This window comes from Novosphingobium sp. BL-S-20, from assembly GCF_055521635.1.
Map to the genome: position 1 here is coordinate 292,501 of NZ_CM145493.1, position 26,815 is coordinate 319,315.

Here is a 26,815-nt window from a genome sequence, read left to right on the forward strand (position 1 = left end):
TCGTTCTCGTCGCGCAAGTTGCCCTGCGGGGTGAACATGTCGGTGTAGCTGGCATAGAGCGAGATTTCGCGCGTCACGTCATAGACAAGCCCGGCATAGGGCGTGAACACGCCTTTCTGGCGGGTCGTGGTGCTATCGGGCGTCCAGACGTTCGCGATATTATAGTCGCCGCCATGGGCCTTGTAGTCGCTGATGCGGCCGCCGACGATCGCGGTCAGGCCGTCCATCAGGCTGAAGCGGCCCGCGACATAGCCGCCGATGTTACGCGTCCTGTCCACGCCGCGGGCATCAGTGCGGAAGGTCTCGTAGTTCGCATAGGAACCGTCCCAGGTCCGCCAATCGTCGATCGGCAGGCCCGCCGCGCGGTACTGGCAGCCGCTCCAGGGCGCGACGCCGGCGATACTGCAATTGCCCAGCGCCGCGCTGAACGCATGTTCCGTCACCCTGTCGCGATAGCCGTTGACGCCGAACATCAGCTGGTGCTCGCGCCCGAAGAGGTGGATCGGGCCGCTCAGGGTCAGGTCCACATTGTCACGGCCGCTCTCGTATTCGGAGTGGATGGCGTTGAGATAGCCGCCGGTGCCGTCCCGGTTCCAGAAGCCCGCGAAGCCGCCGACATTGCGCGCGGCATTGTTGACCTTGGCGACGCCGATATTGTTGTAGGTCTCACCCTCGGTGCGCGCATAGCCGAGCTTGAGGTGCCAGCCATTGTCCCAGCGATGGTCGAGATTGACGAAAGCCGTGGTGGATTCGCGCTTGGCGACGCTCCAGTCGGTGACCGGGTTGGTCTTGCGCGGGAGATTTGCCAGAGTGCCGTCCGCGAACCAGATCGAGACGTTGCTGCCCCAGGAAGCCCCGTCGTTGCGGGTGCGCTCGTACTGGATGCCACCGTTGAGCACGGTCTGCGGCCCGAGATTGACCGCGACATTGGCAAGAATGCCGCGCCGGTCGATATGTTCGCGTTCGCGGAAGGTGTCGGTGCTCTCGTCGGTGAAGACGAGGCGCGCGCGCACGCCGCCGTCCGTTGTCACCGGCACGTTGAGATCGCCCATGACGCGCCGCTTGTTCCAGTTGCCGAGCGTCAGCATGCCGCTGGCGCCGAGCTTGGTCGTCGGCTGCTTGCGTTGGAGATAGATCGTCGCCGAAGGATCGCCGGTGCCGCCCAGCAAGCCGTTGGCGCCGCGAACGATCTGGACGCTGTCGTAGAGGTCCATGTTGGTGGAAGCGCCGCCGCCGCTGAAGTTGGTCTGGCCGTCCACCTGCATGCCGTCGATGCGGTAGTTGGTGATGTCGAAGCCGCGGGCACGGTAGGTCGTGCGGCCCGCGTTGTCGTTGGCATAGGAGGTAACGCCCGGCGTCGTGCCCAGCACATCGTCGATGGTCTCGATCTGCTGGTCGTCGAGCAACTGGCGGGTGACGACGGTGACGGTCTGCGGGGTTTCGCGCAGGCTCAGTGGCAGGCCGATGGCGATGCTGGCTTCGTGGCCGGTATAGGACTTCGTGTCCTCGGTCCGCTGGCCGGTGACGACGATGGAATCCTCGTCCGCCTCATCGGCGACGGCAGGCTGCGCGAAGCACAGGCCGGTAGCCAGCGCCGCAAGCGAGCCGCGCAACATGGCCTGGCTGAAAATCATTGGTCTCACAGTGAAAAGCCCCTACTAATGCAAATCATTCGCATAATAGAGAGGCCCCCTATCAGCGGGCGCAGCAGGGTAAATCCGTGAATTTGTGCTTTTTTGTCAGGAGCCGAAGCGCTTTGTCACCCAATGTAACGGCGCACGACGATACCCGGGAACTGGGCCGATGAGCGCCATTCTCGTCGTCGACGACGATGCCGACATCCGCACCCTGCTCTGCACTTACCTGAAGGAGGCCGGACTGGAGGCCGAGGGCGTCGCGGACGGCGAGGCCATGTGGCGACATCTTGAAACCCGGACGCCCGATCTCATCATCCTCGACCTTATGCTGCCGGGCACCGACGGTCTTTCGCTCTGCCGCTCGCTAACCGAGCGCCATGACATTCCGATCATCATGCTGACGGCGCGCGGCGCGCTGATCGACCGGATCGTCGGGCTGGAAATGGGCGCGGACGACTATCTGCCCAAGCCCTTCGATCCCCGCGAACTGCTTGCCCGCATCCGCGTCGTCCTGCGCCGCACCGAACGCAGCGCGGTATCGCCCGCACAGGCCGAGCCGGACGTCATCGCCTTTGCGGGCTGGCAGCTCGACGTGCGGCGCACCCTGCTCCGCTCGGCGGCGAGCGAGGAGACTTTCCCGGTCGGCGGCTCGGACTTCCTCGCGCTGCGCACCCTGCTGCGCCATCCCTACCAGACGCTCAGCCGCGATTTCCTCGCCCGGCAGGTCTATGGGCGCGAGCGCGACCCGACAGACCGCGCCATCGACATGAGCATCAGCCGCCTGCGCCAGTTGCTGGGCGACGATGCCCGCAACCCGCACCTCATCCGCACCGTTCGCAACGGCGGATACGTGCTCGCGGTGGATGTGGTTCACGCGGCCTGACGTGGCGGGCCTGTTGAAGAGGGCGGGCCTGTTGAAGAGGGTGGCCGGATTCGGGGTACGCAGCTTCCGGCGCACTTCGCTCTCGGCGCGGATCGCCTGCATCCTCGTGGCGGGGGTGATCCTCGCGCAGTTGCTGACCAGCACGATCTGGTTCGAAAGCCGCCGCCGCCAGATGCTGGAGATTCCCACCCGCGTCTTCGCAACGCGGGTGGCCGATGCCCTGCGGCTGCTCGACGCCCGGCCCCCGCAGGCGCGCCCTGCCCTCGCCGCCGAATTGCAGGCGCCGGGCTTTTCGCTGCACCTCACCCGGCAATTGCCGGCGGCAGACCTACCCGCCCCGGACCTCAAGCGCTCGTCGCTGCTGCTGGAACAAGTGATTGCCGTGCACATGGGCCACCCGGTCGAAGTCCGCACCCTCGGCGCGCGCCTGCTCGACGATCGGGGGCGTGCCGCGACCAGCTGGAGCATGATGTCCGCGCGCGATCCGGTGGCCGAATTCGAAGTCGCCGTGCGCCTTCGCCCCGACCAGCCCTGGCTCGTCGCCACCGGGCGCGAGGACGAGAACGGCGCCGATTTCGACCGCGTCGGCACGATCGCCGACTATGTCCTGCGCATCTATATCCTTCGTATCCTGATGGTCGCGGCGCTGACCTGGTTCGCGGTGAGGCTGGCGATGGCACCACTCAAACGCATGGCGAACGCCGCCGAGGCACTCGGCCGCGATATCCGCAGCGCCCCGCTGGAAACCGGCGGCCCGCCCGAAGTGCGGCGCGCGGCCGAGGCCTTCAACGCGATGCAGGAGCGGCTGCTCAGCCATATCGAGGAGCGCACCCGCTTCCTCGCCGCCGTCTCGCACGACTTGCGCTCCCCCATCACCCGGCTGCGGCTGCGCACCGAACTGCTTCCCGACGAACACTTGAAGGCCGGTTTCCGCAAGAACCTGGGCGAGATGGAAGAAATGGTCGACGCCACGCTTTCCTTCATGCGCGGCGGCGTGGACGAGGACCTCTGTACGGAAGTGGACCTGGACGGGATCGTCGCGGAGATGCTTGCGGCGCTGGCCGAACAGGGCGAGCACGTCACGCTGTCAGGCACGACCGGCGCCGCTCTCGCCGGGTTCCCGCAAGGGATGCGCCGCTGCATCCAGAATCTGGTCGAAAATGCGCTGCGATATGGCGGCAGCGCCGAACTCGCATTGCGGAGCGAGGAAAGCCATGTCGCAGTCATCGTCGCCGATCGCGGACCGGGCATTCCCGAGGACAAACTGGAAACGGTGTTCGAACCCTTCTACCGGCAGGAGGATTCCCGCAACGTGGCCTCAGGCGGCGTGGGCCTTGGCCTCAGCATCGCCCGCGACATCGCCGTGGCGCACGGCGGCGCGCTCTGGCTGCGCAACCGGGACGGCGGCGGGCTGGAAGCGACGGTGACCTTCCCGCGGCGGCCTCCTCCCCGCGCCGGTTGATCTCCCTTGGTCTGCCTTTCACGGGCCGTGGCATGTGGGTAGCCAGTGCTACGATTGCCGCACCCAAGCTCTTTCAAGCACGAGGAACGAGGCCGAGATCCGCAGCCCGCTGCGCAGAGCGCTTGATGATCAAGCGAACCGCCGCCGGAGTCAGCGCCTGCTCGCCAATCGCGTATTCCACGCGAGCTGGGCGGGCGCCGGTCACCCCCAGGCGTTCTGTGCCGCCCCGATAGTTCCAGGCCAGTTCGCGGATCGGCCCGGCCTGCGTTCCGCTACGCGCTTTCGACCGGCGAACGGCGACCCGGCGGAACAGCGCACCCGTATGAATGCCTGCCTCCTCGACCCAGGCAGCGATCCGCCGGATCGTTTCCGGCGAAACCCAGGCTTGGACGCCCTGCCCCATGTGATCGGTCCTTGCCTGTGAAACCGTCAGGTGTGCTGCACCATCGTCCTGCACTGCAATATCGGCAAGACGGATCGCGGCGAGTTCGGAGACGCGCAAGCCCGTATCGCAGGCCAGGGAGAGCAGCGCGGCGTCGCGAAGCCCTGGCGGCGAACGATCGCAGGCCGCGATCTGTGCGGCGAAGATGGTGCCCTTGTCGGACGGGGAGGCCTCGCCATCCTCGCAAAGCCGGGCGGGACCGGCCTGCCGCCGGGGCCCGCCACGTCTACTCTGCAATCCGCACAGGGCCTTGCGGACACTCGCCGCCCTGGTGGGGCTGGTGCAACCGAGAAAACCATGAATGGCTGCTAGTGAAGCAAGCCTGCGCGCCACCGTCGCGGGCTTGAAGCCACGAGCCTCGCAATTCTCGATATAAAGGACCACTCTTGCCTCACTGGCAGGCAGACCAATAAGGCGCCTGCTGCGGCAATAGTCTGCATAGTCATTCAGGTCATTGGCCAGCGCCTTGACGCTGGCGGGCGCGCGCGCTTCCATCGCCTCGCGAAACGCCGGTTCATCGAAGCGGTCCGGCGTTGCCAGCAACCTGCCGAGTTGGGCCGTCAACTGGGCAATCCGATCGCCGGCCCCGCCTGAGCCGCGCTGCGGCAGCGCCCGTTCTCCTGCACGATATACAGTGACGATCGCATCGCCGTTGGTGACGCTCGTTTCTGCCGGTAGAGGCGATCTTTGCGTCACGAATGTCCTTCGTTAAAGGGGGCGAGCCAGACCAAGTCCGTGCATCGGCTCGCAGGTCTCGATACGGGCCGCGATCATCGATACCATCGATCACGAATATTATCGATAGTTCATTGATTCTTGACACCAGAGGGTGCACACTTAACTTGAGTTAAGTTAATCCGCGATATCCTATTGATATAAGATGGTAATTCTCGGACATGGATCGCGATAGCCGCTTTCAGCCAATCACGGCCATTCTGGCAGCCCTATCCCTCGGTCGTCTCCAGGTCGGCATCATACGGGCCAGCCCTGTCACCTTACGCATATTTGCATCGCGTCTGGTCCGCGAAAGCCTCATCGCAGCCCTTCGCCAGGAAGGACACGAATTTACCGAAGAACGATTCTTCGCCTGGTACGCCGGTCTCGACACGCTATCGGACGTTTCCGGGACGATTTTACGTCCTCCAAAAGCGCTTTGCCAAGCAATATTGACAGAATTTCGTCATAGCCCCTGGAGGGTTCTAGCCGAGATATCCGACGATTTGCTCAAGGCGTTCCTCGCCCCGACGGATTTTCATCGCGGCGACGATCACACCGAAGCGCATGCGATCATCGCAGAAGCCCACGCCCTCCTTGAAACGCTCGGGCGTGCCGACGACGCCCTGCCATTCAATCCCACCCACAAGCTGTTCGTCGCGGCAGCCGCGTCTCCGCGCTTTTCACGCGAAGAACGCACTCTAGACTTGATCGATGGCAGAGCGGTCGAACGCGAAAATATCGCGAATGCGCGGTGGGCGTTGGACATTGTCGCCGGTCAGTATTTGGCGCCAGGTCATGGCCTTCCTGTCGCGCTGCCGCTCCCCGGTCTGGTATCCCTGCCGATCGCACAAGGCAGTTCCATTGACGAGCACGGTCCTTCGCCGTCCGCACGGGCCATTTGCGACGAAACAGCTCACTACGCGCTGCACGAAGCACTTTCGCAACTGGACCGCTGGCTCGGTGAAGCCGAGACAGCGGCGCGTGATCTGCAAGCTCACCTGCAAGACCGGCGCCGCAGCGGCCGCGCGCACCAACTGGGGAGCTACCTTGCAGGCTTCGGCTCGATGAGGGGCCTGCAGATCGAACGATTGCTTGGCGTTTCGCGAAACGGTGTCGCGGTCATAACAACCGCATTGGAAGCAAGCCTGCTGCTGTCCAGCCAGCCATCGCGCAATGGCGCGCGGATGTATGCCTATACCCCCATGTCAGCAGCACCGATGGAAGAGCTGCCGCTATCAGCCCCCTCCGACGAAGCGCTCAGAGATTATGACGACGCGATGCGTGCGATCGACGAACTTCTCGCCCGCTCATCGGGCGTGCGACGCGAAAACTGATGCTTTCACACTCTATGGTGGCCGCCTCTCTATTGGTCCACGGGTAGCTGCAGGCCCGTCGCCGGATCGGCCATCGGAAGTTGAAACGGGACGCTATCCGAATATCGCGGCGATCGCTGCATAGCCAGTTAGACGGCATTCCGGGACACGGCCTCAATGTCGCCATGAACGGATCGCGATCGGAATTTTCTGACTTTTCGGAAAAGTCGTAGCCTGGATCGCTCGTTCCGTTCTGGATGACAGATTTCCGAATTGATGATGGACACGGAACGCGGGTTGGGATGGTTTTTATCGTCCAATTGGGCTGTTTTGTCTGAAAGTGCGCGGAAATGGCGGAATTCCTCGGTTTTTCAGTGCATCAAAACCGAGCCTCGTAGAGCGCGAATACGAGGCCGGGATAGGGGTGAGGTGCGGCAGGCACTTTGATGCGCTGTACGGGCTTCTGAGGGCAAAATTTCAGAGGGGTGGATCGCTATCCCTCCGCAGGCCTCGTTTCGTTGAATCAAATGCAGGTCTTCGCCCTCAAAAGTGATTCAAAGTGGCGCGAATGCCTGTCGACCAAAGGCTGTGCTAAGGTTCCATCGCGAAATGCCGGAATGCCTCGCTCAACAGCGCTAACCTGGTTGCATCGGCATAGCGTGCAGGGCGCCAGGCATGCATTTTTGCGCGCCCCCTCTCCCCGTTCTCTCCAGGAAACAAGCTTCGGAACGGGTTAGAAAGCTCTTTAGAAGGAATCCTTTAGAAAAGTTACAGAGCCGCCGTTGAGCGCTGCTCTCACGGAATCCCGCGATTCGCAATTTCAGGCCATTCCCGAAGTGTCGTCGATACGTTCCCGAAGTGTCGGCGAAGACGTTCCTGAAGGGTCGAAGGCGTGTTCCCAAAGGATCGAAGGGCTGTTCCTAAAGGATCGAAACCTGCGATCGAAGCGTTCCTGGTGTGTCGAAGGCGCGAATTTCCGCCGTTTTTTTGAATCACTTTTTCTGGGGGTCGGAGTGGAAAGGTTCAATGGCCCTTCTTCCATCACGCGAAAGCTCGTCATCGCTTTTTCCGTCGACGGCAAACGCGACACTTCGGGAACGGGCGCTGCGGGCGTCGGATGACGCCTTTCGAGATACCTGGGTTGCGTTCGTTCAGATTGGTACGCGCGGGAATTTCCCGCCGTGGAGTGAAGCGGTAGCGAGGCCCCGGTTGTTTCGGTCTGGAGCCGCGCGGGATTTTCTGCGGCTGAACGAATGGTTTGAAGGGATGAGCCGGACTGCCGCTGGGCCGGGTGTGAATTGAACGTCTGGCCATGCAAAGCGGCGGGATCGCGCTTTCGCTCCATACTCTGTCGGAAAGCCATCGGCGGTTTGGCGGCGCTGGTCATGCAGTCATCCTGCGAGCCGGGCAGAGCTGGATGATATGCAAAGAAAAGGCCCCGCAGCACCGGATGCTGCGAGGCCTTCTCTTCATGCTGTCGTTCCAGAAGAAGCGACGCTTATCCGCGCAAGTTGCGACCGTGCTTTTCGTGATGACGTTTCACCCACCCGATGAAAGCGCGCTGCCAGTCGGCAGGCGTGCGTTCGGGGGAAGCATGGATCCAGCGTTCGAATTCGGCGTGAAGCGCATGGAGGTCCCACCCCGGACAGGTCCGGCGCAGATAGTCCATGGTCTCGTCGGTCATGAACCCGCGCGTGGAAGCTTCCGAAAGGCCGATAACGGTGCGGCGAATGAGCTGGCTGGCATCGACGAGCGGCGTGACAGCCTGTTCTTCGGTGGCGAGAGGCTCTTTCGGTTTCCCTGGGGAAACCTTGCGTGTGGCGGCAGACGGCGAAGTGGCCTTGCGAGAGGATGGACGAGCCGAGGCGGCCCCCTTCCCGGCCCCTCCAGCTTCCGCGCCGCGTCCCGACGAAGCCACAGCCTTCTGCGGAGAGCGCGGGGCGGCAAAAGCCTTTTCCACGGTGCCTTCCAGGATATCGTCGGCAGCAGGTGGTGCTGCGGGAAGGCCCTTCTCCGCCCCTCCCTTGCCATCGATACGGCGCATCCGGATCATGGGCTCACCGTCCCGCGCGGTTTCGAGGGACAGCGTATAGCCGGGAAGTTCATCCTTCTCGACAAGCTTGAGCATCTCGAACTTGAAGCGGCGATATTGCCCTTCGGCACCTGATTTCTCGAAGAGAACGGGCATCGAAATGGCAAAGCCGCCCTCCCCTGCCCCGCCAGCATGCTTGCGCGCCACTTTGTAAAGCCAGCGTTCGCGCCCGCCGGTGATGTTGAAGTAGGCACGGTCGATCGAGAGCACCCCGCCCTTCATCATCACGCCTTCCCAGAACCAGTTGGACAGTTCTATCGTCATCCCGCGCGAGCGTTCGGTGCGTTCGTCGACAAGTTGGGTCCAGCCATCGAGCCAGGAAAACGTGGCTTCCCGCCGGTTTTCGGCGCGAATGTTGGTCTTGATGGTGGTCGCCACAAGGCGGTCCAGCGCCTGGCCCAGCAACTCGTAGGCGCGCCCGGTCGTAGGGCGGCCGATCGCGCGAAGCAGGTCATAGGGCATCAGGTGCAGCTTGCGTGGCACATCGTTGACGCCGCGCCGTGCCATATCGGCAAGCATGCTTGCGCAGTAGATCAGGATGTCTGCGTCCCAGATCGTCGCCATGCCGTAATCCGGGTTGGCCGAGACATGGACCCAGAGCTTTCCATCCGGGCTGGTATAGTCGATTGGCTTCACGCGCTTGGACTTGGCGAGGCTGAAGAAGGGGCGCTCCATCATCTCGCGCTGGTCGCGCAAAGGCAGGTCCGCGATATACGGAAGGAACAGGTCGAACTGTTCGGAGGTCGTCTCTCTGCGTGGGCGACTCATTCTGAAGTTCCGAATTCTGGACAGTGGACAGGATAGGCCGGACACGGCGGCTCGCTGTTTCCCCGGGGAAACAGGAATCGACGGATTCGGGTGATTCTTGCCATAATGGCGGGAGGGGGAGGGTGGGGCAAATGGCGGACAAGCTTGCTTGTGCAGAACTTGTGCGTGATTTCTGACCTCCCGATGAAGGAATTGCGATCGCGCCATCGCCGAAAACTCGGCGGGAGAGCTTCGGGCGTGTTTCCCCGGGGAAACAGCCATGCGGAAAGTGGGCGGCCGATACGAAAAATGCAGGGGAGGGCCCCTGCATTTTTCAGTTTCCAACGAGTTTCGGTTCCGGCGGAATGGCAGCCTCTGCCGGAACCGCCGCGGGTCATGTCTGAAGTCCGCGGCCTTCCTCGTCTAGCTGGATGAGGAGTTCCCGCACGGCGCTCAGCACTTCCTCCCGGCTCGCACCGGAACCGGAGTGGAGACGCAGCGTCACCCCCTGGCGGTTGCTCGATTGCACGGAGGCCATCGGTCGGCCATGGCGCGAGGGCAGGAACATCGGTTCCGGCTTGGCCCGCTCCGCGTCGGGCGCGGCGAGGAGAGCCTTGAGCACATCGGGGGCCGCGATCGAGGGACGCCCGTCGGCGCGGCGATTGGATTGCTCGCGGGCGAGGCGGCTTGCTTCCTTGCGGACAGCAGCGGCCTTGTCGCGGTCGTCGAGAAGCTGGGCGAGGGGATAGGCCGGCTTCAACTGCACATCGGCGGGAGATGCGAACGCCGAAAGCACGGCATCAGGGATCGCCGCAACCTTGAGCATTTTCGACAGCCAGCCCTTGGAGAGCTTCAGCCGCTCGGCCATGCGCGTCATGTGGTTGCCGTAATGGTCGCGCAGCGCCTGGGCATAGTTGCGCGCGCGCTCAAGGTCGGAAACATCCTTGCGTGCCCGGTTCTCCAGGTCTGCGAGGCGGAAAGCGGCCTCGTCATCGAGCTGCACGACCTGAGCGACGAATTGCAGGTCAGGATAAGAGTGGCGACGCAGCCAGGAGATCGACCAATGGCGGCGCGTCCCGGCGATGACTTCATAGTCATAGTCGGGATCGCCTTCGACGCGGCGCACGACGGCGGGAACTTTCTGCCCGCCTTCGGCCACGATCGAATCTATAAGTTCCTGGCAGGACTCTTCGGAAAGGTGGGCGTAGGAACGGGCATTGCCCGGCCAGACCCTTACGCGGGTCGGGTCGAGAAGGAGTTGGGTAACCTGTCGGACTTCACCGGAGGCCACACGGGCGAGGGCGCTTTCGCGGCCGAGCAAAGTCGTACCGCGCGCGCGCTCGATGCGGGGCCTTGGTTCGGGCGCTGGCTCCGCCGGATTGCTTTCCTCGCCTGGGGTCTCGGTGGCAGCGCCGGTCTCCTCGCGGAGATTGAGGTTGTCGTCTGACAGCAGCGCGGCGAGATAGTCTGATTGCTTGCGGGCCATGGCTTACCTCGAAGACAGATGGCGATTTTCTGGGCCGAAACCAGAATGGAACATATCACGAACAAGTGTCGCGTTGGCAAACGGAAAGCCGTCTTTTCCTAGTGGCTTATCCATTGACCAGAAGGTCCTCGTCGACGCGCTGGGACCGGCCCCATCCGGTGCGCACGAGTTGCTCGATCTGGCCCATCGCCTCGTCGAGATTGGCCTTGCAGCGCTTGTGGGTGCGGGGCGTGCCGATCGGCTTTTCCAGCTCGTAGACCGTCATCATTCGCAGCGCCGCATGGCTGATCTCGGCACTTTCGAGGATCGGCACGGGCAGCAGGGCCGGGCCGAAAGTCTGCTCCATGATGGTGCGGACCATCTCGTGGCTGGGGTCGTTGCCGTCGAACTTCGAGCAGATCAGGCGAACGAAGGAATAGTCCACCGAGATTCCCGCACCGACCAGCTGTTCGAGCACCTGGTCCATCATCGAGAGAAACTGCACAGTCGAGCAGAAGTCCGGTGTCGTTGCCGCCAGCGGCACCAGCAAGGCATTCGCCGCCTGCATGACCGCGAGGCTGATCGTGCCCAGCGCCGGCGGCGGATCGAGGATCACCACGTCATAGTCACGGGCAAGGTCCATCAGGCCCTGCTTCAGCTTGCGGAAGCGCGCCGCCAGAACCGACTGGCCATCGGCACCGGCTGCGGCCAGTTCGTATTCGACGTCGAAGAGTTCGAGGTTCGACGGAATCAGGTCGACATTCGGCCAGGGCGTGCGCTTGACCGCATAGAGCAAGTCGGCCTGGGTCGGGTCGATCGAAAGATAGGGATAGAGCGTCTCTTCGCGGGTGATGTTGAAATGCGGGTTGAAGCCGAACAGCGTCGTCGTCGTCGCCTGGCTGTCGCAATCCACCACCAGCACGCGGTAGCCCTGAACCGCGAAATAGTGGGCGAGGTGGGTGGTGACGGTCGATTTGCCGACGCCGCCCTTGAAGTTCTGCACGGCGATCATCGCCGGAACGTCCAGAGGCGCGCGGACAGGGGAGGCGCCCAGCACCTCGCGCATGTTCAGCATTTCCTCTACCGTATAACCGAGCCGTCGGCCGTTGCCGGCAGCGGGGGGAGGGGGCAGCCGTCCGTCGTCCTCGGCCATGCGGATGCGATTCGTGGAGCATCCGAGCAAGGTCGCAGCTTCGGCGATTCCGAAGCGGACGTTCAGGCCCTTGCGGGTTTCCGGCAAGAACGCCTTGCGGCGCAGCCGTTCGATCATTTTCTCGCCGGCCTGGGCCATTTCCGAGATACGGTCGACTTGTGAATGCATGTCTCGCCTGCGCTAAGATTTTGAACGATTTTGCAGGTATATGCATTTAGCGATGTTCAGTCGAGGGTCCGGGCGAATAAAGGGATTTCAAGTTGTGGGTTGTCGGCGCATTGCGCCAGATAAAGCGTGATTGCGGCCGATCTTCTCGGGTGGATGAGGGATCGCCACGAGTTGATTCAATCCCTGCCGATAAGGCGGGCGGCGATTCGGTTCTTACCATGGGCCTCACCAGGGCGGCTCGTATTTCCGGAACGGCATTTCCCTCAAAGAATGCGCCCGAAAAACCGCCTTCCGCACAGAGGTTACCGCGCTGCACTGGCTCGGCATGACTATTCGGGCGATTCTCCGAACCGTGTGTGCCTGTGTTGAACGGCTAATTTGTAGCCGAAACGACCTATATCCATTTTCCGGACGATTTCCGCCCGATCGGCGCGCTCAATCCGATTCCAAGCCAAGTTTGCGTGTTGGAGAAAGGGCCGATCCAGCGCTTCTTCAGCAGTCGATCGATGCACCTTACGGCAATAAAAACAACGAGATGATAAAAATCTTTTCGTAGCGCCGACGATCAGATCGGTGCCGCGCCGCTAGGTCGGCAGGATGGATGATCCCTCGCTACTCTCCCGATTTTTCGTGTCTCAAGCAACCTCTTGCGTAGATCCGGCCCGGCTCGAGCACGCTGGCTGGCTTCCATCTCTGCCACAATCGCATGGAAGCAGCCGCTCCGGCTCCAGTTCGGGATGCCCGGTAGGTCCATGTCCTTCATCTTGCGAGGAAAGCTCTTGCAGAACCGCACTCTCAAGACATCCATCAGGCGATCCTCGAACGATGACGGCTTCGGCTTTTTCCTCTTTCCGTTCAACCGTTCTGCGACGGGGCAGTTTGTCCCGGAGCTGGGGTTTTCTGTTGGCGGGGCTGCTTTTGCAGTCGGCGCCCATTCCTTCGGCGCAGGCGCAAGTGGGCATCTCCTCGCCGCTCGCACCGATTATCGATCGCGACCGCATCGACCGGCAGGATCCCAGTGTCCCGCGCGACCCGACACCGGCGCAAGTGCCGCAAGCGCAGGCCCCGGTTGTCGCGACGAGCCCTGCCGCGCCTTCGGGAGGGCCGGGAGTGGCGTTGACCAAGGTGCGTTACCAGGGCGCGACGCTTCCGACCGCGCTGCTCGACAGGGCGGTTGCTCCTTTTATCGGCGCGCCGCTCAACCGGGACAATCTCCAGAAGATCGCCAACGCCGTCAGCACCGTTTATGCGCAGAGCGACGTGGCTTTCTTTGCGGTGTCGATCCCGCAGCAGGTGCCGACCGGCGGTGTGCTGACAGTTAAGGTACTGGAAGGCCGCATCACTCAGTATGTGCTGGACGGCAAGACCCGGAGCACGCCGACCCGGCTGATCGATGCGCAAGTGAAGCGTCTTATGCGCGAGACTCCTGCGCACAAGTCCACCATCGAACGCACGATCTCGCTCTTGCGCGACATTCCTGGACAGACCGTGCAGGCGAGCCTGAAGCAGACCCGCGTACCCGGCGAACTGGCACTGGCCCTCAAGATCGATCGCAAGCAGATCGATGTGACGCTGAACGTGAACAATAACGGTATCGTCAACGTCACGACAGGTGTGCAGACCCAGCTTTCGGTCGCGGTGAACGGTGTGCTGCGCGAAGGCGATACCACGCGCTTCTCGGGCAACCTGCCGTTCAATCCGGACCGCTATCAGTTCTACTCGCTGAGCCATGCGACGCCGATCGGCTCGAACGGTACGACACTGGGCGTTAGCGGCGCTTATGTCCGCACCAAGACGCGCGACCTCGATATCATAGGTGAGGCCAAGCAGGGCGGCATTGCGATCTCGCACCCGCTGATCCGCTCCTATCGGCGTAATCTCTCGCTCAGCATTTCGCTTGATGGGACGAACAGCAACAATTACTTCCTCGATACTGCATTCGGCGGCTTCAAGACTCGCGCGGTTCGCCTTGGCACGGTCTGGTCGTCGATCGACAAGACCGGCGGTTATGCCATCTCGACGAGCTTCAGCCAGGGTTTCGATGCCCTGGGCGCCCGGCCGATCGAAGGCTATTCGGAAGCAACGTTCCGCAAGGTCAATGCGCAGCTTACCGCCGTCAAGGAAGTAACCAAGGCGATCTCGATCAAGGCGACGGTTCGCGGCCAATACACGGGCGACAAGCTGCCGACTACCGAACGCTTCGCGCTTGGCGGAGAGGGCGCCGGCATGGCTTATCGCGTCGGTATCATCACTGCGGATAAGGCCGCGGCGGGCAGTATCGAACTGTCCTGGCGCGTCGCCGGAAAGCCAGCGGGTGGAACGCGGGGGCTGACGGTCTTTGCCTATACCGATGCCGCGCTGGCCCATAGCGCCGCACGACCAGGCTATCGGCTTCCGGCGCAGGACTTCTCGTTGGCAACGGCGGGGGCAGGCGTTCGTATCACGCCGATCAAAGGCTGGACGGCGAGCGCACAAATTGCCGTTCCTGTCAAGTCTCCATCGGAGTATTACAGCAAGAAGGCGCGCTTCTTCTTCAGTGTGAGCAGAACAGTCTGATTGCGCTTTTGCGTATGCGCAAAAGCCAAAGGCTTGAAGCCATAGTCGAGGTCATCGCTTTCTCTTTCAGCATCAGCAGTATCTCACGTCGAAGGGGCGGGCGATGAAGAATGTTTGGGAAGTCTGGACAAGTGCATTCACTGATGCGGAATGCGATGCGATCGTGAAGCGTGCGGAGAGTTACGCCGAGCAAGATGCGACGATCGGTTTCTCTGGAAATTTGCGCAGCGATCTTGCCTATCGGACTTCGACCGTGCGTTGGCTCGATGCAGGACGCGAAAAGGACATCGTTTCCCGGATCATGGATTTCGTGCGGCCATCCAACCGCACCAATTTCGGCGTGGACATAGAAGCGCCATTCGAACTTCAGTTCACGGAATATCGTGCGACGAATAAGGGGCATTACGACTGGCACCAGGACGTCTGGCTGGAGTCCATGAAGCCTTATGCCCGCAAATTGTCCGTCGTCGTCCAGCTTTCTCATGCGCAGGACTATCAGGGCGGCGAGTTCGAGTTTTTTGGCATCACCAATCCAGGCGAGAAGTTCGCGCCGCGTGGAAGTGTGCTGATCTTTCCTTCCTTTCTCCAGCACCGCGTGCTGCCGGTTCTTGATGGTAAGAGATGTAGCCTCGTGACTTGGGTGGAAGGACCCAATTGGCGTTGATCGCAGGCGGAAGGAATGCCGTCGGATCGCCCGAAAATCCCGATCTTCTATGAAATGATCACTCCGACGAACCCGTCAATCTGGCTTCTCGATCTTCGCTGTGGGAAGCCGCCCGTCACGCCGCATGAATTCCGCCTTCGCAGCGTTAGGCTTTGTCGACGGTCTTGTCGGCCCGGTTATGACCCTCGCCTTATGGTCCTATGTAAACAGCCCAGACAAACGATCGTAGGCGATGTGCTCAGCCATCTGAGTTCGCGCAACTATCGGCTTCTGCTTCACGTGGAGATCGAAAGTACGGGGCTGACCGCTCCTACGGCCTTGCAGTCATAGCAAGTCATCGTTTCCGAAGGAGCAGACATCACCGGAATGGTCTCATTACGTGTTCAAAGCGGATATAGTTTAACGCGGCCTCGGCGCGAAGGATCGATATGAAGATGGTTAGGTTGTGTGACGTGGAGGGATAGATGGCCGGGTTTGTAAGAGACATTCTGACGACGCTCTCCTACGAACCCCACGCGACCGACCCGGTGGGGTTGGATGGTGAAGCGCTCACGCGGTTGGACCAGCGGCTTGCCGGTTTCGCGCAAGGCAGCGGCCGCGCGCGTACCGCGATCTCGATCCGGCCTTCGGATTGCAGCGTATGGGACGGAAATCCTCGCGATGTGCCGGGGCTTTCGGCGGAAAGCTGCCGTTCTCTCATCGAATCCATTGCACAGGAGGATGGTAATCGCATCCCTGTGCTGGTCCGTCGGAACCCACCCGGAGCCGATTATCCCTATCAGCTTCTGGTCGGTAGCCGCCGCCGCTTTTCGGTCGATTGGCTGAACCACAATGGCCGTCCCGAAATCCGGTTGACCGCACTGATCGTCGATCTTTCCGATGAGGAGGCCTTCCGGCTCGCGGATATCGAGAACCGCGAGCGGGAGGACATTACCGAACTCGATCGCGCACGCAGTTATCAGAACGCCGTCGACCGTTTCTACAGCGGCGTCCAGTCGCGCATGGCCGAGGCCCTGAATTTGTCCAACAGCCAATTGAGCCGTCTGCTTGCTCTGGCACAGATGCCGGACGAGGTCGTCAATGCCTTCGCCACGCGGGATGAACTGCGCGTGCGCCATTCCGAGGTCCTGACGCCCTTGTTGCGTCGCCCCGAACAGCGTGAACGGCTGCTCGTGACCGCGCGGCAGATCGGAGATGAGCAACAGCGGCTTGCTGCGACGGGAGAACGGATGATTCCCGCGGCAACGGTGCTGGCCCGGCTCAAGGAGGCCACCAGGGATAGCGAAATCCGGCGCGGAAACGAAAGGTCGCTGGTGCTGGGCGAGGCACGTGTCGGACGAATCCGGACTGGGCGTGAGGGACTGGCCGTTGATCTTCTGGTTACCGAGGAAACGGATATCGATGCCCTTCTGGGCACTTTGCGCGAAGCCTTGATCGAAACTCGCCGGCAAAGCGCGATCGAGGCAGAAGCGGCAATCTGATTGCCGTTTATCAGGCTTTAGCGGGCCCATATTGTTGATTTTCGGTATTTTGCGAGCCGCCCGCTGATTCCATCTCATGAAACGGGGCTTCATCCGGAAATCTCGGACTGAACACCGTTCCTGTTTTTCCGCAAAACCGCTCGGCGTCCCGATCTTGGCGATTCGGAGTGGGATCGCTCGCGCATTGGCCGTTGGTGCCGTGCGCCCGGTCAAGTGGGCGCTTAGCAATCGGACATCGAGGTCCGAATAATACTCGCTCCGGTTCTAAGCGCATTGCCATGCCTTGCGGGGGGCTTGCCGGGAAACTTTCGGTTTCCAGCGGTGGGGCGATGACGAAAGCCTCTGTTTGCGTGAGAACTGCCCGGTAATGCGGGCGGACTGCCGGGCTTGTCTGGACTTTTCCGTGTTCCCGATGCGGGACGGACACCCCGTTTTTTCCGGGCAGCGTCCGGACGGTTCCTTCTCGCGGCGAAGTGCCTCGGAGGAGTGCCTAGGCTTTCAGCCAGTGGGCATTTTTCATGGAGGTTACCACGATGCTGCGTCGACAATCACGCCAATCCACCAGGCACTTGCTGCTCTGCGCGACAGCCATTCCTCTTCTTCTGCTGGGAGCTTGCGCCGATGGCGTCGGTTTCAGGGTCGGTGCCGGAGGCGGAGGTTCGCCGTCCGGACCTTCCGGTCCGAGCGGTCCGACGGGACCTTCCGATCCGAGCGGCCCATCGGGTCCGAGCGGTCCCAGCGGACCTTCCGGACCTTCCGATCCAAGTGGCCCTTCGGGCCCGAGCGGTCCCAGCGGACCTTCCGGGCCTTCCGATCCAAGCGGCCCTTCGGGCCCGAGCGATCCCAGTGGGCCGACCGGCCCGACTGATCCGAGCGGTCCCACTGGCCCAGCAGGGCCAACTGGACCAACTGGGCCAACAGGTCCCACCGGACCCGCTGGCCCGACCGGGCCGGAAGGTCCGACTGGCCCCACTGGCCCCACCGGACCTGCTGGGCCGAGTGATCCAAGCGGTCCGACTGGTCCCGCGGGACCTTCAGGACCTACAGGACCTACAGGACCTACAGGCCCCACTGGTCCGACTGGTCCGACTGGGCCAGCGGGACCCACCGGCCCAACTGGTCCAACCGGCCCGACCAGTCCCACTGATCCGAGCGGTTCCGGTAATTTCACCGGACCCATCGCCGGTGTGAACGTCGGAACCGGCAGTCTTCTCGGACAGAGCGGATCGGGAACCCTGATCGACGTCAACGTCAGCCCGGATACGGCTTCCACCAGCGGTGCCGGCATTGCAGTCGATCTGCTGACCGGGGACGGCAAGGCGGTGCAGGTCACTCTCCCGACCACGGCAGAGCAGACGCAGCAGGCTCTCGCGCCGGTCGGTGCGCTTACCGGTGCGCTGCTCGGCGATCAGGTCGGCGGAACCGTGACGCAATTGACCAATGGCCTCGCGCCGACTGTCGCGACGCTCACCTCGACGGTGAACGGCGTAACGTCGCCGCTGCTCGAAACGGTGAACGGCGTGCTGTCTCCAGTACTGGGCGATGCCGGACTGCTGGCGCCTGTCACCGGCCAGCTCGGCGGGCTTGTCGAGGGGCTGACCGGCAGCCTCGGCGGCAGCGGTAGCGACCCTGCGCGGGCTTACGACGGGCCGTTGCTGGGACTCGACCTTGGCAATAATGTCCTGACGGGGGCCAGCACCGGCGATACCGTGATCGGCCTCAATGTCCTCTCGGAGGGCACAGGCACCACCGGCCAGCTGGTGACAGCAAGCGTCCTGTCGGGCGGCAATATCGTCGATGTGGCCTTGCCGACGACGGCGGAAGGTGTCGCTGCCGGGCTTGCGCCGGTCGGCAATCTCGCCGGAGCGCTTCTGGGCGAACAGGTGGGCGGCGTCGTGGACCAGTTGACGGGCGGCCTCGCGCCGGTCGTTGCACCGGTCACGGCGGTCGTGGACAGCGTGGCCACGCCGCTGCTGGACACGGTCAATGGCACGCTTGGCGGGATCGTTGGCAATGTCACCGGAGGCCTGGGTGCAGGTACCGGCGGGGCGGAGGCGGTTCTCGCCCCCGTAACTGGCGCGGTCGAATCGCTGGTGGGCGGTCTGACCGGGGGGCTGACCGGCGGCACGCCCGAGGGCGGCGTGCTGGCTCCGGTCACCGGGCTGGTACAAGGCGTCGTCGGCGGTCTTACCGGCGATGCGAGCGCGGGCGGTGTGCTGGCGCCGGTGACGGGGCTTGTCGAAGGCCTTGTTGGCGGCGTGACTGGCGGAACCGGTGCAGAATCCGTCCTCGCGCCCGTCACCGGGGCCGTCGATACCCTGCTGAGCGGCACCAACCAGGGTGGCGGTCTGGCGCCGGTAACGGAAGTCGTCCAGGGCGTCGTCGGCGGATTGACCGGGGGCACTAGCGAGGGCGGTGCTCTGGCGCCGGTAACCAATGCCGTGAACGCGGTGCTGGGCGGCGTGACCGGAGCGGTCACGGCTACCGGAACAGGCACCGAAGCAGGAGCGGGCAGCGGCGCGGCGAATCCCGTCGGGTCCGTGCTGGCTCCTGTGACCGGCCTTGTCGGAGGGCTGCTTGGGGGCCTCGGCGGGCGCGGAAACTGATCGTCATGCGTGCCCGGCGCCCCACAACCCCATGGCCGGGCACGCCGCAGACCCCCGTCTCCTGAACGAAGACCTCCTGAGCGAAGGAGGTGGGGGAGAAGAGGCAGTTCCGGTGACGGAGCTGCCTCTTCGTTTTTGCGGTGATGGCCGGAGACTTGGCAGGAAGGTGGCTCATTGCGCCGTCAGAATGAGCCGGAACGAGTATTTAACCAAGGCCTCACTTTTCAGCGCCGCTCTCAGGGTTTCACCGGGACGGAGGGGGTGAAAATCGGCGGTTTTGCAGGGCATCCCGGCCTTTTGCGTGTTCTTTGCCGCCTTGTTCGGGATTCTTCCGGGTTATGGTCCGCCGTCTATCCGCGCTTGTACCTGCATCGTGATCCGACATGGCCGGGGCGGCTTCTTCTGGATGCGGTGCGCCGCGCGGCTCGTCCTATCCTATCTCCAACGGGCCGTCCGAGGCCGATACCACGTTGGAGAAGACCCAATGCCGATCCTTCGCTATCCCCAGTTCAAGCGGCACGCCCTCCTGGCGACGACCACGATTCCCTTGCTGCTGGTTGCGGCCTGTTCGAACGGCGGCGGTTTCCATGCGGGCAATCCCTCGGGACCGAACTCGCCGAGTCCGAGCGGCCCCAGCCCTTCGGAACCCAGCGGTCCCACTCCGTCGGAGCCAAGCGGCCCCAGCCCGAGTGGTCCCAGCGGCCCTGGTCCGAGTGAGCCGAGCGGCCCCAGCCCCAGCGGTCCTTCTGATCCGAGCGGCTCGACGACCAGCTTCACCGGCCCTGCTGCGGGCATTTCGGTCGGCGGTACAGACCTTCTCGGCCAGAGCGGTTCCGGCACGCTGGTGGACGTCAATGTGACGCCGGACCAGGCCACCACCGATGCCAGCGGTATCACGGTCGATGTCCTGACCGGCGACGGCAAGGTCATCCAGGTCACGCTGCCGACCACCACCGAGCAGACCAAGCAGGCGCTGGCGCCCGTCGGCTCGCTTACCGGCGCGCTGCTCGGCGAGCAGGTCGGCGGTACGGTGACCCAGCTGACCGACGGACTCGCGCCCACGGTTGCCACGGTGACCTCGACGGTCAGCAGCGTGACGTCGCCGCTGCTGGATACGGTCAATGGGGCGCTTGCGCCGATCGCTGGCGAAAACGGCGTGCTGGCTCCCGTCACCGGGCAACTCGGCGGACTGGTCGAAGGCCTTGCCGGTGCGCTGGGCGGCGGTGGATCGGGGCCGGCCCGGACCTATGAAGGCCCGCTGCTGGGTGTCGATCTCGGCAATAATGCCGTGACCGGCCCCAGCAACGGTGACACGCTGATCGGTCTCAACGTCCTGGCCGAAAATCCGGGCCTGACGACCGGACAGCTGGTGACGGCGAATGTCCTGTCCGACGGCAACGTGATCGATGTCGCGCTGCCGACGACGGCGGAAGGCGTTGCCGCAGGGCTTGCGCCGGTCGGCAATCTTGCCGGGGCACTGCTGGGCGATCAGGTGGGCGGCGTCGTCGATCAGGTGACGGGCGGGGTAGCTCCGGTCGTGGCGCCTGTCACGGCAACGGTTGCGACCGTGACTACGCCGCTGCTCGATACCGTGAACGGTACGCTGGGCCAAGTGACCAGCGGTTTGGGGGCAGGCACGGGCGCCGGTTCCGTCCTGGCGCCGGTTACGGGCCTTGTCGAAGGTGTCGTCGGCGGTCTTGGCTCCGGCTCGGCGGGTGCAGGGTCGGTTCTCGCACCGGTTACGGGCCTTGTCGAGGGCGTAGTCGGCAGTCTCGGCGGCGTAGCTCCCGGTAGCAGTGGTGCCGGTTCGGCGCTGGCTCCGGTGACCGGAGCGGTCACATCGCTGGTAGGTGGCCTCACGGGCGGCGTTGCCGGGGGCACGGCAACAGGAGGGGGACTGCTGGGAGGTCTGCTCGGCGGAAATTCCGGCAGCTGATCCAGCGGGGCCGATGCGGATTTCTCCCGAGCGCATCGGCCCCTTTCCCTCCCTTCCTCTTTTCGGACGCCACCGATGATCGACCTCGCCAAGATCAGCCCACCTAACCGTCGCCGCAACCATCTCCTCGTCGTGCGGCTCGACAATGCCCGCGCCATCGCTGCGGCCTATGGCGACGAGGTTCTGAACGCGGCCCTGGCGCATCTGCGCACTGCCGTCTCGGCCTGTCTCGATCCGGTCGAATTGGGCGAGACGAACGGCAACGAGATGATCCTGCTGGGCCATGCGGCAATGCTGGAGCCCGACTTCGTCTGCGCCCGGATCGAGGCCTTCTGCGCGCAGATCGGCATGAATCCGGTCCTCGGTGATGGCGGACCTGTTCTGCTTTCGGTGTCGATCGGACATAGTGATCCGGTTGCCGGTGCCCTGGACGACGCTTCGGCCCTGGCCGTCGCCCGCGCCCGGCTGGAGCATGTCGCGGCGCCAGCGGCCTGTGTAGACCCGGCCAGGCCGCAGGATCTGACAAGTTACCGTACCGACATGGCGAGCGCTGTGCGGCTGTTGGCCCAAGTGGCGAGCGGAGAAACCTTCTTCGCCTGGCGCCCGATCTTCGATCCCCGCCTTCCGGACCGCGTGCTCCAGCACGAGGCGTTGCTGCGTTATGCCGGAGAGCAGGGGGAGCAGTTCGATTGTTCTACCGCTTATGCCGCGCTTGAGCGGCTGGGTCTCGCGCATCTGCTCGATCGTCATCTGGCGCTGCGTGTGCTGGACGAACTGGAGGCCGATCCGCGTGCGCGCCTGTCGCTCGCGATTTCACCGCAGAGCCTGTCGTTCGATCTCGGCGGGCATGATTCCGCCTGGATGGATTTCCTCGCCAGGCTGGAGCGCAGACCAGGCTTGGCCGCGCGGCTTACCCTGGAATTCCACGAATCGGCGGCCTGCCGGTTCTGGCCGGGGACGCTGACTTTCCTCAATACCCTGCGCGAGATGGGAGTAGGACTGGGACTTTACGGTTTCGGTTCCGGCCATGCCTCGGTACGACAGCTTGCCGTGCTGCGGCCGGATTTCGTCAAGCTGGACAGTGCCTTTCTGCGCACGGCTTTCCTGTCGGAGCGTAACCGCGCCCGGATCGGGCAGCTTTTTGCGCAAGCGCAAAGCCTTTGCGACACGATCGTTCTGACCGGCGTGGAAACTCCGGCCCAGGTCCGCCTTGCAGTCGAGCAGGGGGCCGAATGGGTTACGGGTGCACGGCTGGGCCGGGTCAGCACCCGGCGCGTCTGGTCGTACCTGCATGCATCCGAATACGACCGTGCCTCCGTCGCCCGGCTCGCTTTCGCGCCTGTCCGCGCTTGGCAGACGGCCGTTTTCTGATTGCCTCACAAAAGGAAAGGAAGCCGAAATGACCAACGACAAGGTTCAGAACGCCCGAGAACTTCTGCGCATAGCGCTGGACATGCTCGATGAATGCGAAGCCTTTGTCAGCGGAGCACTGGTGGCGGGGGCGCTGGATTCGCTGGGGCAAGCGCCGCGTGCAGAAGTCATGGCCATGGCGCTCGAACGCGGTCGCCCGGTTGCACCCATCGTGCGCAGCTGCGCGTGAACGCCGGGATGAATTGGGGGAACCAGAGCCTTCCCGCCCGCTTCGAGCGCGATGCGCGGTCCAGCCTGTGGCGTTTCAGCCTGGTGCTGGGCACACAGGTCAGCGCCGAGGGCAAGGAAGCGGACGCGGTGGTGCACAACCTTTCGCAGGAGGGCCTGCTTGTCGAATGCGGCATCGATCTCAGCGTCGACGATCCGATCGAGATAGACCTTTCAGCCGAGCACCGCGTGCGTGCGCGGGTCATGTGGCATAACGAGAGCTTTTACGGTTGCCGTTTCGAGACACCGATTTCGGGAGCACTGCTCGGCGCGGCCCGGTTGCGGGCGGCACCGCGCAGCCATGGCGTACGGGAGGAAGACGATGCGCTCGCCGGGCTGGCGGAAGCGGGAAGCGATATCGATGCGGAAGCACAGGAATCGCTTGCCCGGCGTCTGCGACGTCTGCGCAAGGAGAACGGTCTCAGCCAGGGTGAACTGGCGGATCGCATCGGCGTCAGCAAACCGACGGTCTGGGCCTGGGAGCACGGCCGAGCCCGCCCGCAGGAGACCCGCCTGAAAGTCATCGCCGAGGCTCTGGGGACCACGATCGAGGAACTGGACGGACTGCCCCGAACCGACAACCTGGCGTTTCTCATGGCGCAATATCGCGACCAGATCGCCGCGCATTTTCACGTCACACCGGCTAAAGTGAAGATCGTGATAGAATTCTGACTTTATCCGTTACCGGATTTTTCCTTGCATCCGAAACGACTTGCCTCAATTATAGTTTCACCGGACATTCATTTATTGATAATGTCGCCTTGTTATAGGAGTAACGAGGTCCAGTGGCGGCTGGGGGCAGACGTCACACGGAGGAACGGGACGGGATGCAGGACGATCAGGCCAGGGTACTTGTTCTCGATGATTTTTCGGCCATCGTCGATGAGCTGCTGACGCTGATGGCGCTTCACGGCATTCCGGGTGTCGGAGCCGCCAACCTGACAGAAGCAGTGGACATGCTGGAAAAGCATGCTGCCGTCAGCGTGATTGCCTGCGATCTAAGGCTTGATCGGGAATCGGGTCTCGATATCGTTGCGCGTGTTCGCCACCATCCCGAACTGTCGAAGCGCCCGTTCGAATATGTCTTCATCACCGGCGATCAGATGCGCGAGGATCTCGTTGCCGATACGTCTCGCTATATGTTCCTGACCAAACCCGTGCAGCCGCAGGCGCTGATCGGCACGATCAGGCAGATGCTTGCCAACGGTGTCGGTGCGTGAGGGGAGATTTCGCCGATAGCGCCGGGCCGGAAGCAACGGGGGCGGCCGGTCTGGTCGAAACGCTGCGCCGGCATGTTGGCTTGAAAGTCGTCAGCGACCTGAGACTGGACGCAGCTGCGACGACGATCCTCTTCCGTAGCGAGAATGCGCGCGACGACGAGCAGCCCCAGGCCGTTCGCATCCATTCCGAGGATATTCTGCGGCTTGCCGCGCTGGCCGGCCGGTCCGAGGTCGCGACGGATCTGCGCACGGACGACGACGCCATGCTCAGCCTGATCCTGCGCGACAATCGCGGCGGCACGCATTGGGGCAGCGCGGTATTGCTGAATGCGCCGCCACCCCGTTATGAACATCATGCCCTGGCCGAGCGCGCGCGCATGGCTGACCTTGGCGAGCGGGCGCTTACCCTGGCGCATGAATTACGGCAGCCGCTGTTCACCATTTCCATGGCGAACGAAAGTCTGCGCCTGATGCTCGACCGGCCGGACACCACGCGCTCGCGGTTGCAGACCACGGCTTCGCGCGTTGCCGAGCAGGTGCTGCGGGCGCAGGCGATCATCAAGCGCACGCTTGGCCAGGCGGACGAGAAGATCGTTCCCCGCCGCACCGACGTCATGGAATCCGCTGCCAGTGCCGTGGAGTTTCTGGAGGCGCTGTTCGAGCGGGCGGAAATCGTCGTGTCTCTCGACGCCGCCGGGCAGTCTGCCTGCGTGCCGCTGGGGCGGCTGGAAATGGAGCAGGTTTTCGTCAATGTCCTGCGCAATGCTGCCGACAGTATCCAGTCGCGCCGGACTGCGGGATGGACTGGCGAGGGGCGGATCACGATCGCGCTCGAACGCGGGCCGGGCGGAAATCGCTGCGTGGTGACGGACAATGGTATTGGGCTTGCTGCCGATCTCGAGCGGCTGGCGTTCGAAGCCTTCTTCACCACCAAGGGGCAGGACGGCACTGGCCTCGGTCTGCATATCTGCCGTCAGATCATGGAAAAAGGACAAGGCGCGATCCGGCTGGTTTCGAACCATGGCGAGGGTGCCAGGGTGGAAATTTGCCTGCCTGCTTCCCCTGGCGATTGCGCAGCGTCAGATGTCGTCGCGGCCTAGGCGGATGACGAAGCGGGTCGGCTGCTTCATGCGCTGAAGCGAACGGAAATCGCCACCCGCGTCGATCGCAACCTGTTCGACCAGCCAGAGTGTCGCATGGTCCAGCTTGCGTCCGGGAGCGGCGGCGCCATTTTCGTCGATGCACTGTACCGTCACCACGACATGCGCCGCACTCATCGCGGCGCGCAGCAGGACGGTGCCTTTCGTCTTCTGTTCGCCGCCGCGGCCGGCAGCGGGGCCGATGAAACTGCCGAAGGCATTGAGGAGGGCGGCCACCGCCATCATCTCCAGCGCGCCGTGATGTTCCGGAAGCAGATGTTCCAGGGCATTGCCCTCCAGCTTCACCGATACGCCGTGATGCCGGACGTTGGATTTCGTGGCGGCCACCGCGCGCTCCAGGGCGCTGCGCACGCTTAGCGCGGCGTGTTCCTTGTCGCCGTCGCGACCGAACCAGCGGAACAGGCTGAGAATGAAGGCCGCCGTTTCGGTGTGTGAGGAGATTCGTCCCACCCGGTCCAGCAACTGCTTGCGGCTATCCTCACCTATGTCGAGCTGTTCGACGATGTACCGCATGTTGCCGCTGGCCATGGAGATCACGTTGAGCGGCTGCGCAAGGTCATGCAGCATGCCGGCGGTCACGCGGCCCAGCAGGAGATCGCGGGTGACCGGGACCAGGCCGTTTTCGCCCCAGGCCAGCAGGCGCGCATCGACCATCGCGAGGTGGCGGGCGAGCCCGGCACCGAGAAAGGCCGCACTGAGCGCGCCGACGAAGATCGCCAGCGTTTGCGACGGCGCCTTCAGCAGAAGCACGCTGACGAAGCTGGCGGTGGCGCAGAGCAAGGCAAGCACCCAGCTCCATCGCGGCGCCTGCAGCAAGATCGTGATCAGGCTGCGCGGCAGAAACCCAGCACCGCCGACAAGTGCCAGGAGAGTCCAGTAAGCAGGCGAGGCGGCGGCCTCGGGCAGGAAATAGAGGCCAAGCGCCAATGCCGCGGTGACCAGCGCGGCCTTGAGCACCTTGTGCAGGACGAACAGCGCACCTGCCGCTGCGGCGCCGACGACGCCGGCTGCGGGCGCTTGTGCCGATGCCAGTCCCAGGCCGAGAGCGCTGAGGGCGATGGCACCGGGATAGAACCGGGTCCCGTCCTCCCAGGCGCGCAGCCGCATGGCGAGCTTAGCGGGCAGGGCGGAATGGCGGGAAGGAACAGCTTCGTCTGGCCACCCGTCATCATGGAGCGCCGGTTCCGAATCCGATGCCGCCGAAGCGAGCGGCGATTGCACGAAGTCGATGACGTTGTTGTTGGACACTTGCATAGCCATTCTGCCCCGGCCCGCCTGGACGGGAGATTCCCGCTTCCTGATTTCGGTCCGACCGGATGATTGCGAAGAGCACTCCATTTCGCAACCGCGAAATAAACCTGATAGAACCTATCCTGAGTTGTAAGTAAACTGCCTAACTGAATCGATCATCTGTTTCCAATCAAGTCGCTTTCAAAATGTTAATCCACTGATAACCGGCCAATGCCGGTCGTAGC

At 63.3% G+C, this 26,815-nt stretch carries 20 protein-coding genes (1 of these 20 cut by a window edge); 13 read left to right on the forward strand and 7 right to left on the reverse strand.

Going from position 1 to position 26,815, the window contains the following annotated elements; all coding sequences use genetic code 11:
• A protein-coding gene (locus ACZ1II_RS01285) for a TonB-dependent siderophore receptor (protein WP_465144018.1) crosses the window boundary here: on the reverse strand, positions 1-1,634 show its 5' portion. Its footprint begins 628 nt before the window's first position; only the first 1,634 of its 2,262 coding nucleotides appear in the window; the start codon lies at positions 1,632-1,634; the stop codon falls past the left edge of the window.
• 169 nt (positions 1,635-1,803) lie between these two features.
• On the opposite strand from ACZ1II_RS01285, the gene ACZ1II_RS01290 reads away from it, so the two are divergent.
• A complete protein-coding gene (locus ACZ1II_RS01290; RefSeq protein WP_465144019.1) occupies positions 1,804-2,520 on the forward strand; it encodes a response regulator in 717 nt (238 codons plus the stop codon).
• 40 nt (positions 2,521-2,560) lie between these two features.
• A complete protein-coding gene (locus ACZ1II_RS01295; protein ID WP_465144506.1) occupies positions 2,561-3,982 on the forward strand; it encodes an ATP-binding protein in 1,422 nt (473 codons plus the stop codon).
• A 73-nt stretch (positions 3,983-4,055) separates the two neighbouring features.
• Here ACZ1II_RS01295 and ACZ1II_RS01300 read toward each other — a convergent pair whose 3' ends face one another.
• Positions 4,056-4,988 (reverse strand): tyrosine-type recombinase/integrase, encoded by a 933-nt coding sequence (locus ACZ1II_RS01300; protein WP_465144020.1) that lies wholly within the window; start codon positions 4,986-4,988, stop codon positions 4,056-4,058.
• Between the two features lie 332 nt (positions 4,989-5,320).
• Between ACZ1II_RS01300 and ACZ1II_RS01305 the strand changes: the two genes are divergently transcribed.
• A complete protein-coding gene (locus tag ACZ1II_RS01305; protein ID WP_465144021.1) occupies positions 5,321-6,475 on the forward strand; it encodes a hypothetical protein in 1,155 nt (384 codons plus the stop codon).
• A 799-nt stretch (positions 6,476-7,274) separates the two neighbouring features.
• Here ACZ1II_RS01305 and ACZ1II_RS01310 read toward each other — a convergent pair.
• The 4 genes from ACZ1II_RS01310 to ACZ1II_RS01325 form a co-directional block, all read right to left on the reverse strand.
• Complete coding sequence (locus ACZ1II_RS01310; RefSeq protein WP_465144022.1) at positions 7,275-7,841, reverse strand: hypothetical protein; 567 nt, start codon at positions 7,839-7,841, stop codon at positions 7,275-7,277.
• A gap of 111 nt (positions 7,842-7,952) precedes the next feature.
• Positions 7,953-9,314, reverse strand: a complete 1,362-nt coding sequence (locus ACZ1II_RS01315; RefSeq protein WP_465144023.1) for a replication initiator protein A — start codon at positions 9,312-9,314, stop codon at positions 7,953-7,955.
• Positions 9,315-9,687: 373 nt separating this feature from the next.
• The gene (locus ACZ1II_RS01320) at positions 9,688-10,779 is read right to left on the reverse strand and encodes a ParB/RepB/Spo0J family partition protein (protein WP_465144024.1); all 1,092 of its coding nucleotides are present in this window, start codon (positions 10,777-10,779) and stop codon (positions 9,688-9,690) included.
• Between the two features lie 106 nt (positions 10,780-10,885).
• Positions 10,886-12,079 carry an AAA family ATPase gene (locus ACZ1II_RS01325; RefSeq protein ID WP_147221790.1) on the reverse strand — a complete coding sequence of 398 codons (1,194 nt, stop codon included), beginning with the start codon at positions 12,077-12,079 and terminating at the stop codon, positions 10,886-10,888.
• A 903-nt stretch (positions 12,080-12,982) separates the two neighbouring features.
• Here ACZ1II_RS01325 and ACZ1II_RS01330 point away from each other — a divergent pair.
• From ACZ1II_RS01330 to ACZ1II_RS01375, 10 genes are all read left to right on the forward strand, one after another.
• On the forward strand, positions 12,983-14,635 hold the full coding sequence (locus ACZ1II_RS01330) for a ShlB/FhaC/HecB family hemolysin secretion/activation protein (protein ID WP_465144025.1): 1,653 nt from the start codon (positions 12,983-12,985) through the stop codon (positions 14,633-14,635).
• 103 nt (positions 14,636-14,738) lie between these two features.
• The gene (locus tag ACZ1II_RS01335) at positions 14,739-15,299 is read left to right on the forward strand and encodes a 2OG-Fe(II) oxygenase (protein WP_465144026.1); all 561 of its coding nucleotides are present in this window, start codon (positions 14,739-14,741) and stop codon (positions 15,297-15,299) included.
• A 662-nt stretch (positions 15,300-15,961) separates the two neighbouring features.
• Entirely contained in the window at positions 15,962-16,780 is an 819-nt protein-coding gene (locus ACZ1II_RS01340) for a ParB/RepB/Spo0J family partition protein (protein ID WP_465144027.1), read from the forward strand.
• A 1,187-nt stretch (positions 16,781-17,967) separates the two neighbouring features.
• A complete protein-coding gene (locus ACZ1II_RS01345) occupies positions 17,968-19,386 on the forward strand; it encodes a hypothetical protein (protein WP_465144028.1) in 1,419 nt (472 codons plus the stop codon).
• A 484-nt stretch (positions 19,387-19,870) separates the two neighbouring features.
• Positions 19,871-21,322, forward strand: a complete 1,452-nt coding sequence (locus ACZ1II_RS01350; protein ID WP_465144029.1) for a hypothetical protein — start codon at positions 19,871-19,873, stop codon at positions 21,320-21,322.
• A 75-nt stretch (positions 21,323-21,397) separates the two neighbouring features.
• Positions 21,398-22,693, forward strand: coding sequence for an EAL domain-containing protein (locus ACZ1II_RS01355; RefSeq protein ID WP_465144030.1), 1,296 nt, complete (start codon positions 21,398-21,400; stop codon positions 22,691-22,693).
• A gap of 28 nt (positions 22,694-22,721) precedes the next feature.
• Positions 22,722-22,922 (forward strand): hypothetical protein, encoded by a 201-nt coding sequence (locus ACZ1II_RS01360; RefSeq protein WP_465144031.1) that lies wholly within the window; start codon positions 22,722-22,724, stop codon positions 22,920-22,922.
• An 8-nt stretch (positions 22,923-22,930) separates the two neighbouring features.
• Positions 22,931-23,632, forward strand: coding sequence for a helix-turn-helix domain-containing protein (locus tag ACZ1II_RS01365; RefSeq protein ID WP_465144032.1), 702 nt, complete (start codon positions 22,931-22,933; stop codon positions 23,630-23,632).
• 155 nt (positions 23,633-23,787) lie between these two features.
• A complete protein-coding gene (locus tag ACZ1II_RS01370; protein ID WP_465144033.1) occupies positions 23,788-24,180 on the forward strand; it encodes a response regulator in 393 nt (130 codons plus the stop codon).
• Positions 24,177-25,280, forward strand: coding sequence for a sensor histidine kinase (locus ACZ1II_RS01375; RefSeq protein ID WP_465144034.1), 1,104 nt, complete (start codon positions 24,177-24,179; stop codon positions 25,278-25,280). Before ACZ1II_RS01370 ends, ACZ1II_RS01375 begins: the two co-directional genes overlap by 4 nt.
• Here ACZ1II_RS01375 and ACZ1II_RS01380 read toward each other — a convergent pair.
• Positions 25,260-26,600, reverse strand: coding sequence for a sensor histidine kinase (locus ACZ1II_RS01380; protein WP_465144035.1), 1,341 nt, complete (start codon positions 26,598-26,600; stop codon positions 25,260-25,262). The genes ACZ1II_RS01375 and ACZ1II_RS01380 overlap by 21 nt on opposite strands.
• Positions 26,601-26,815: the final 215 nt, after the last annotated feature.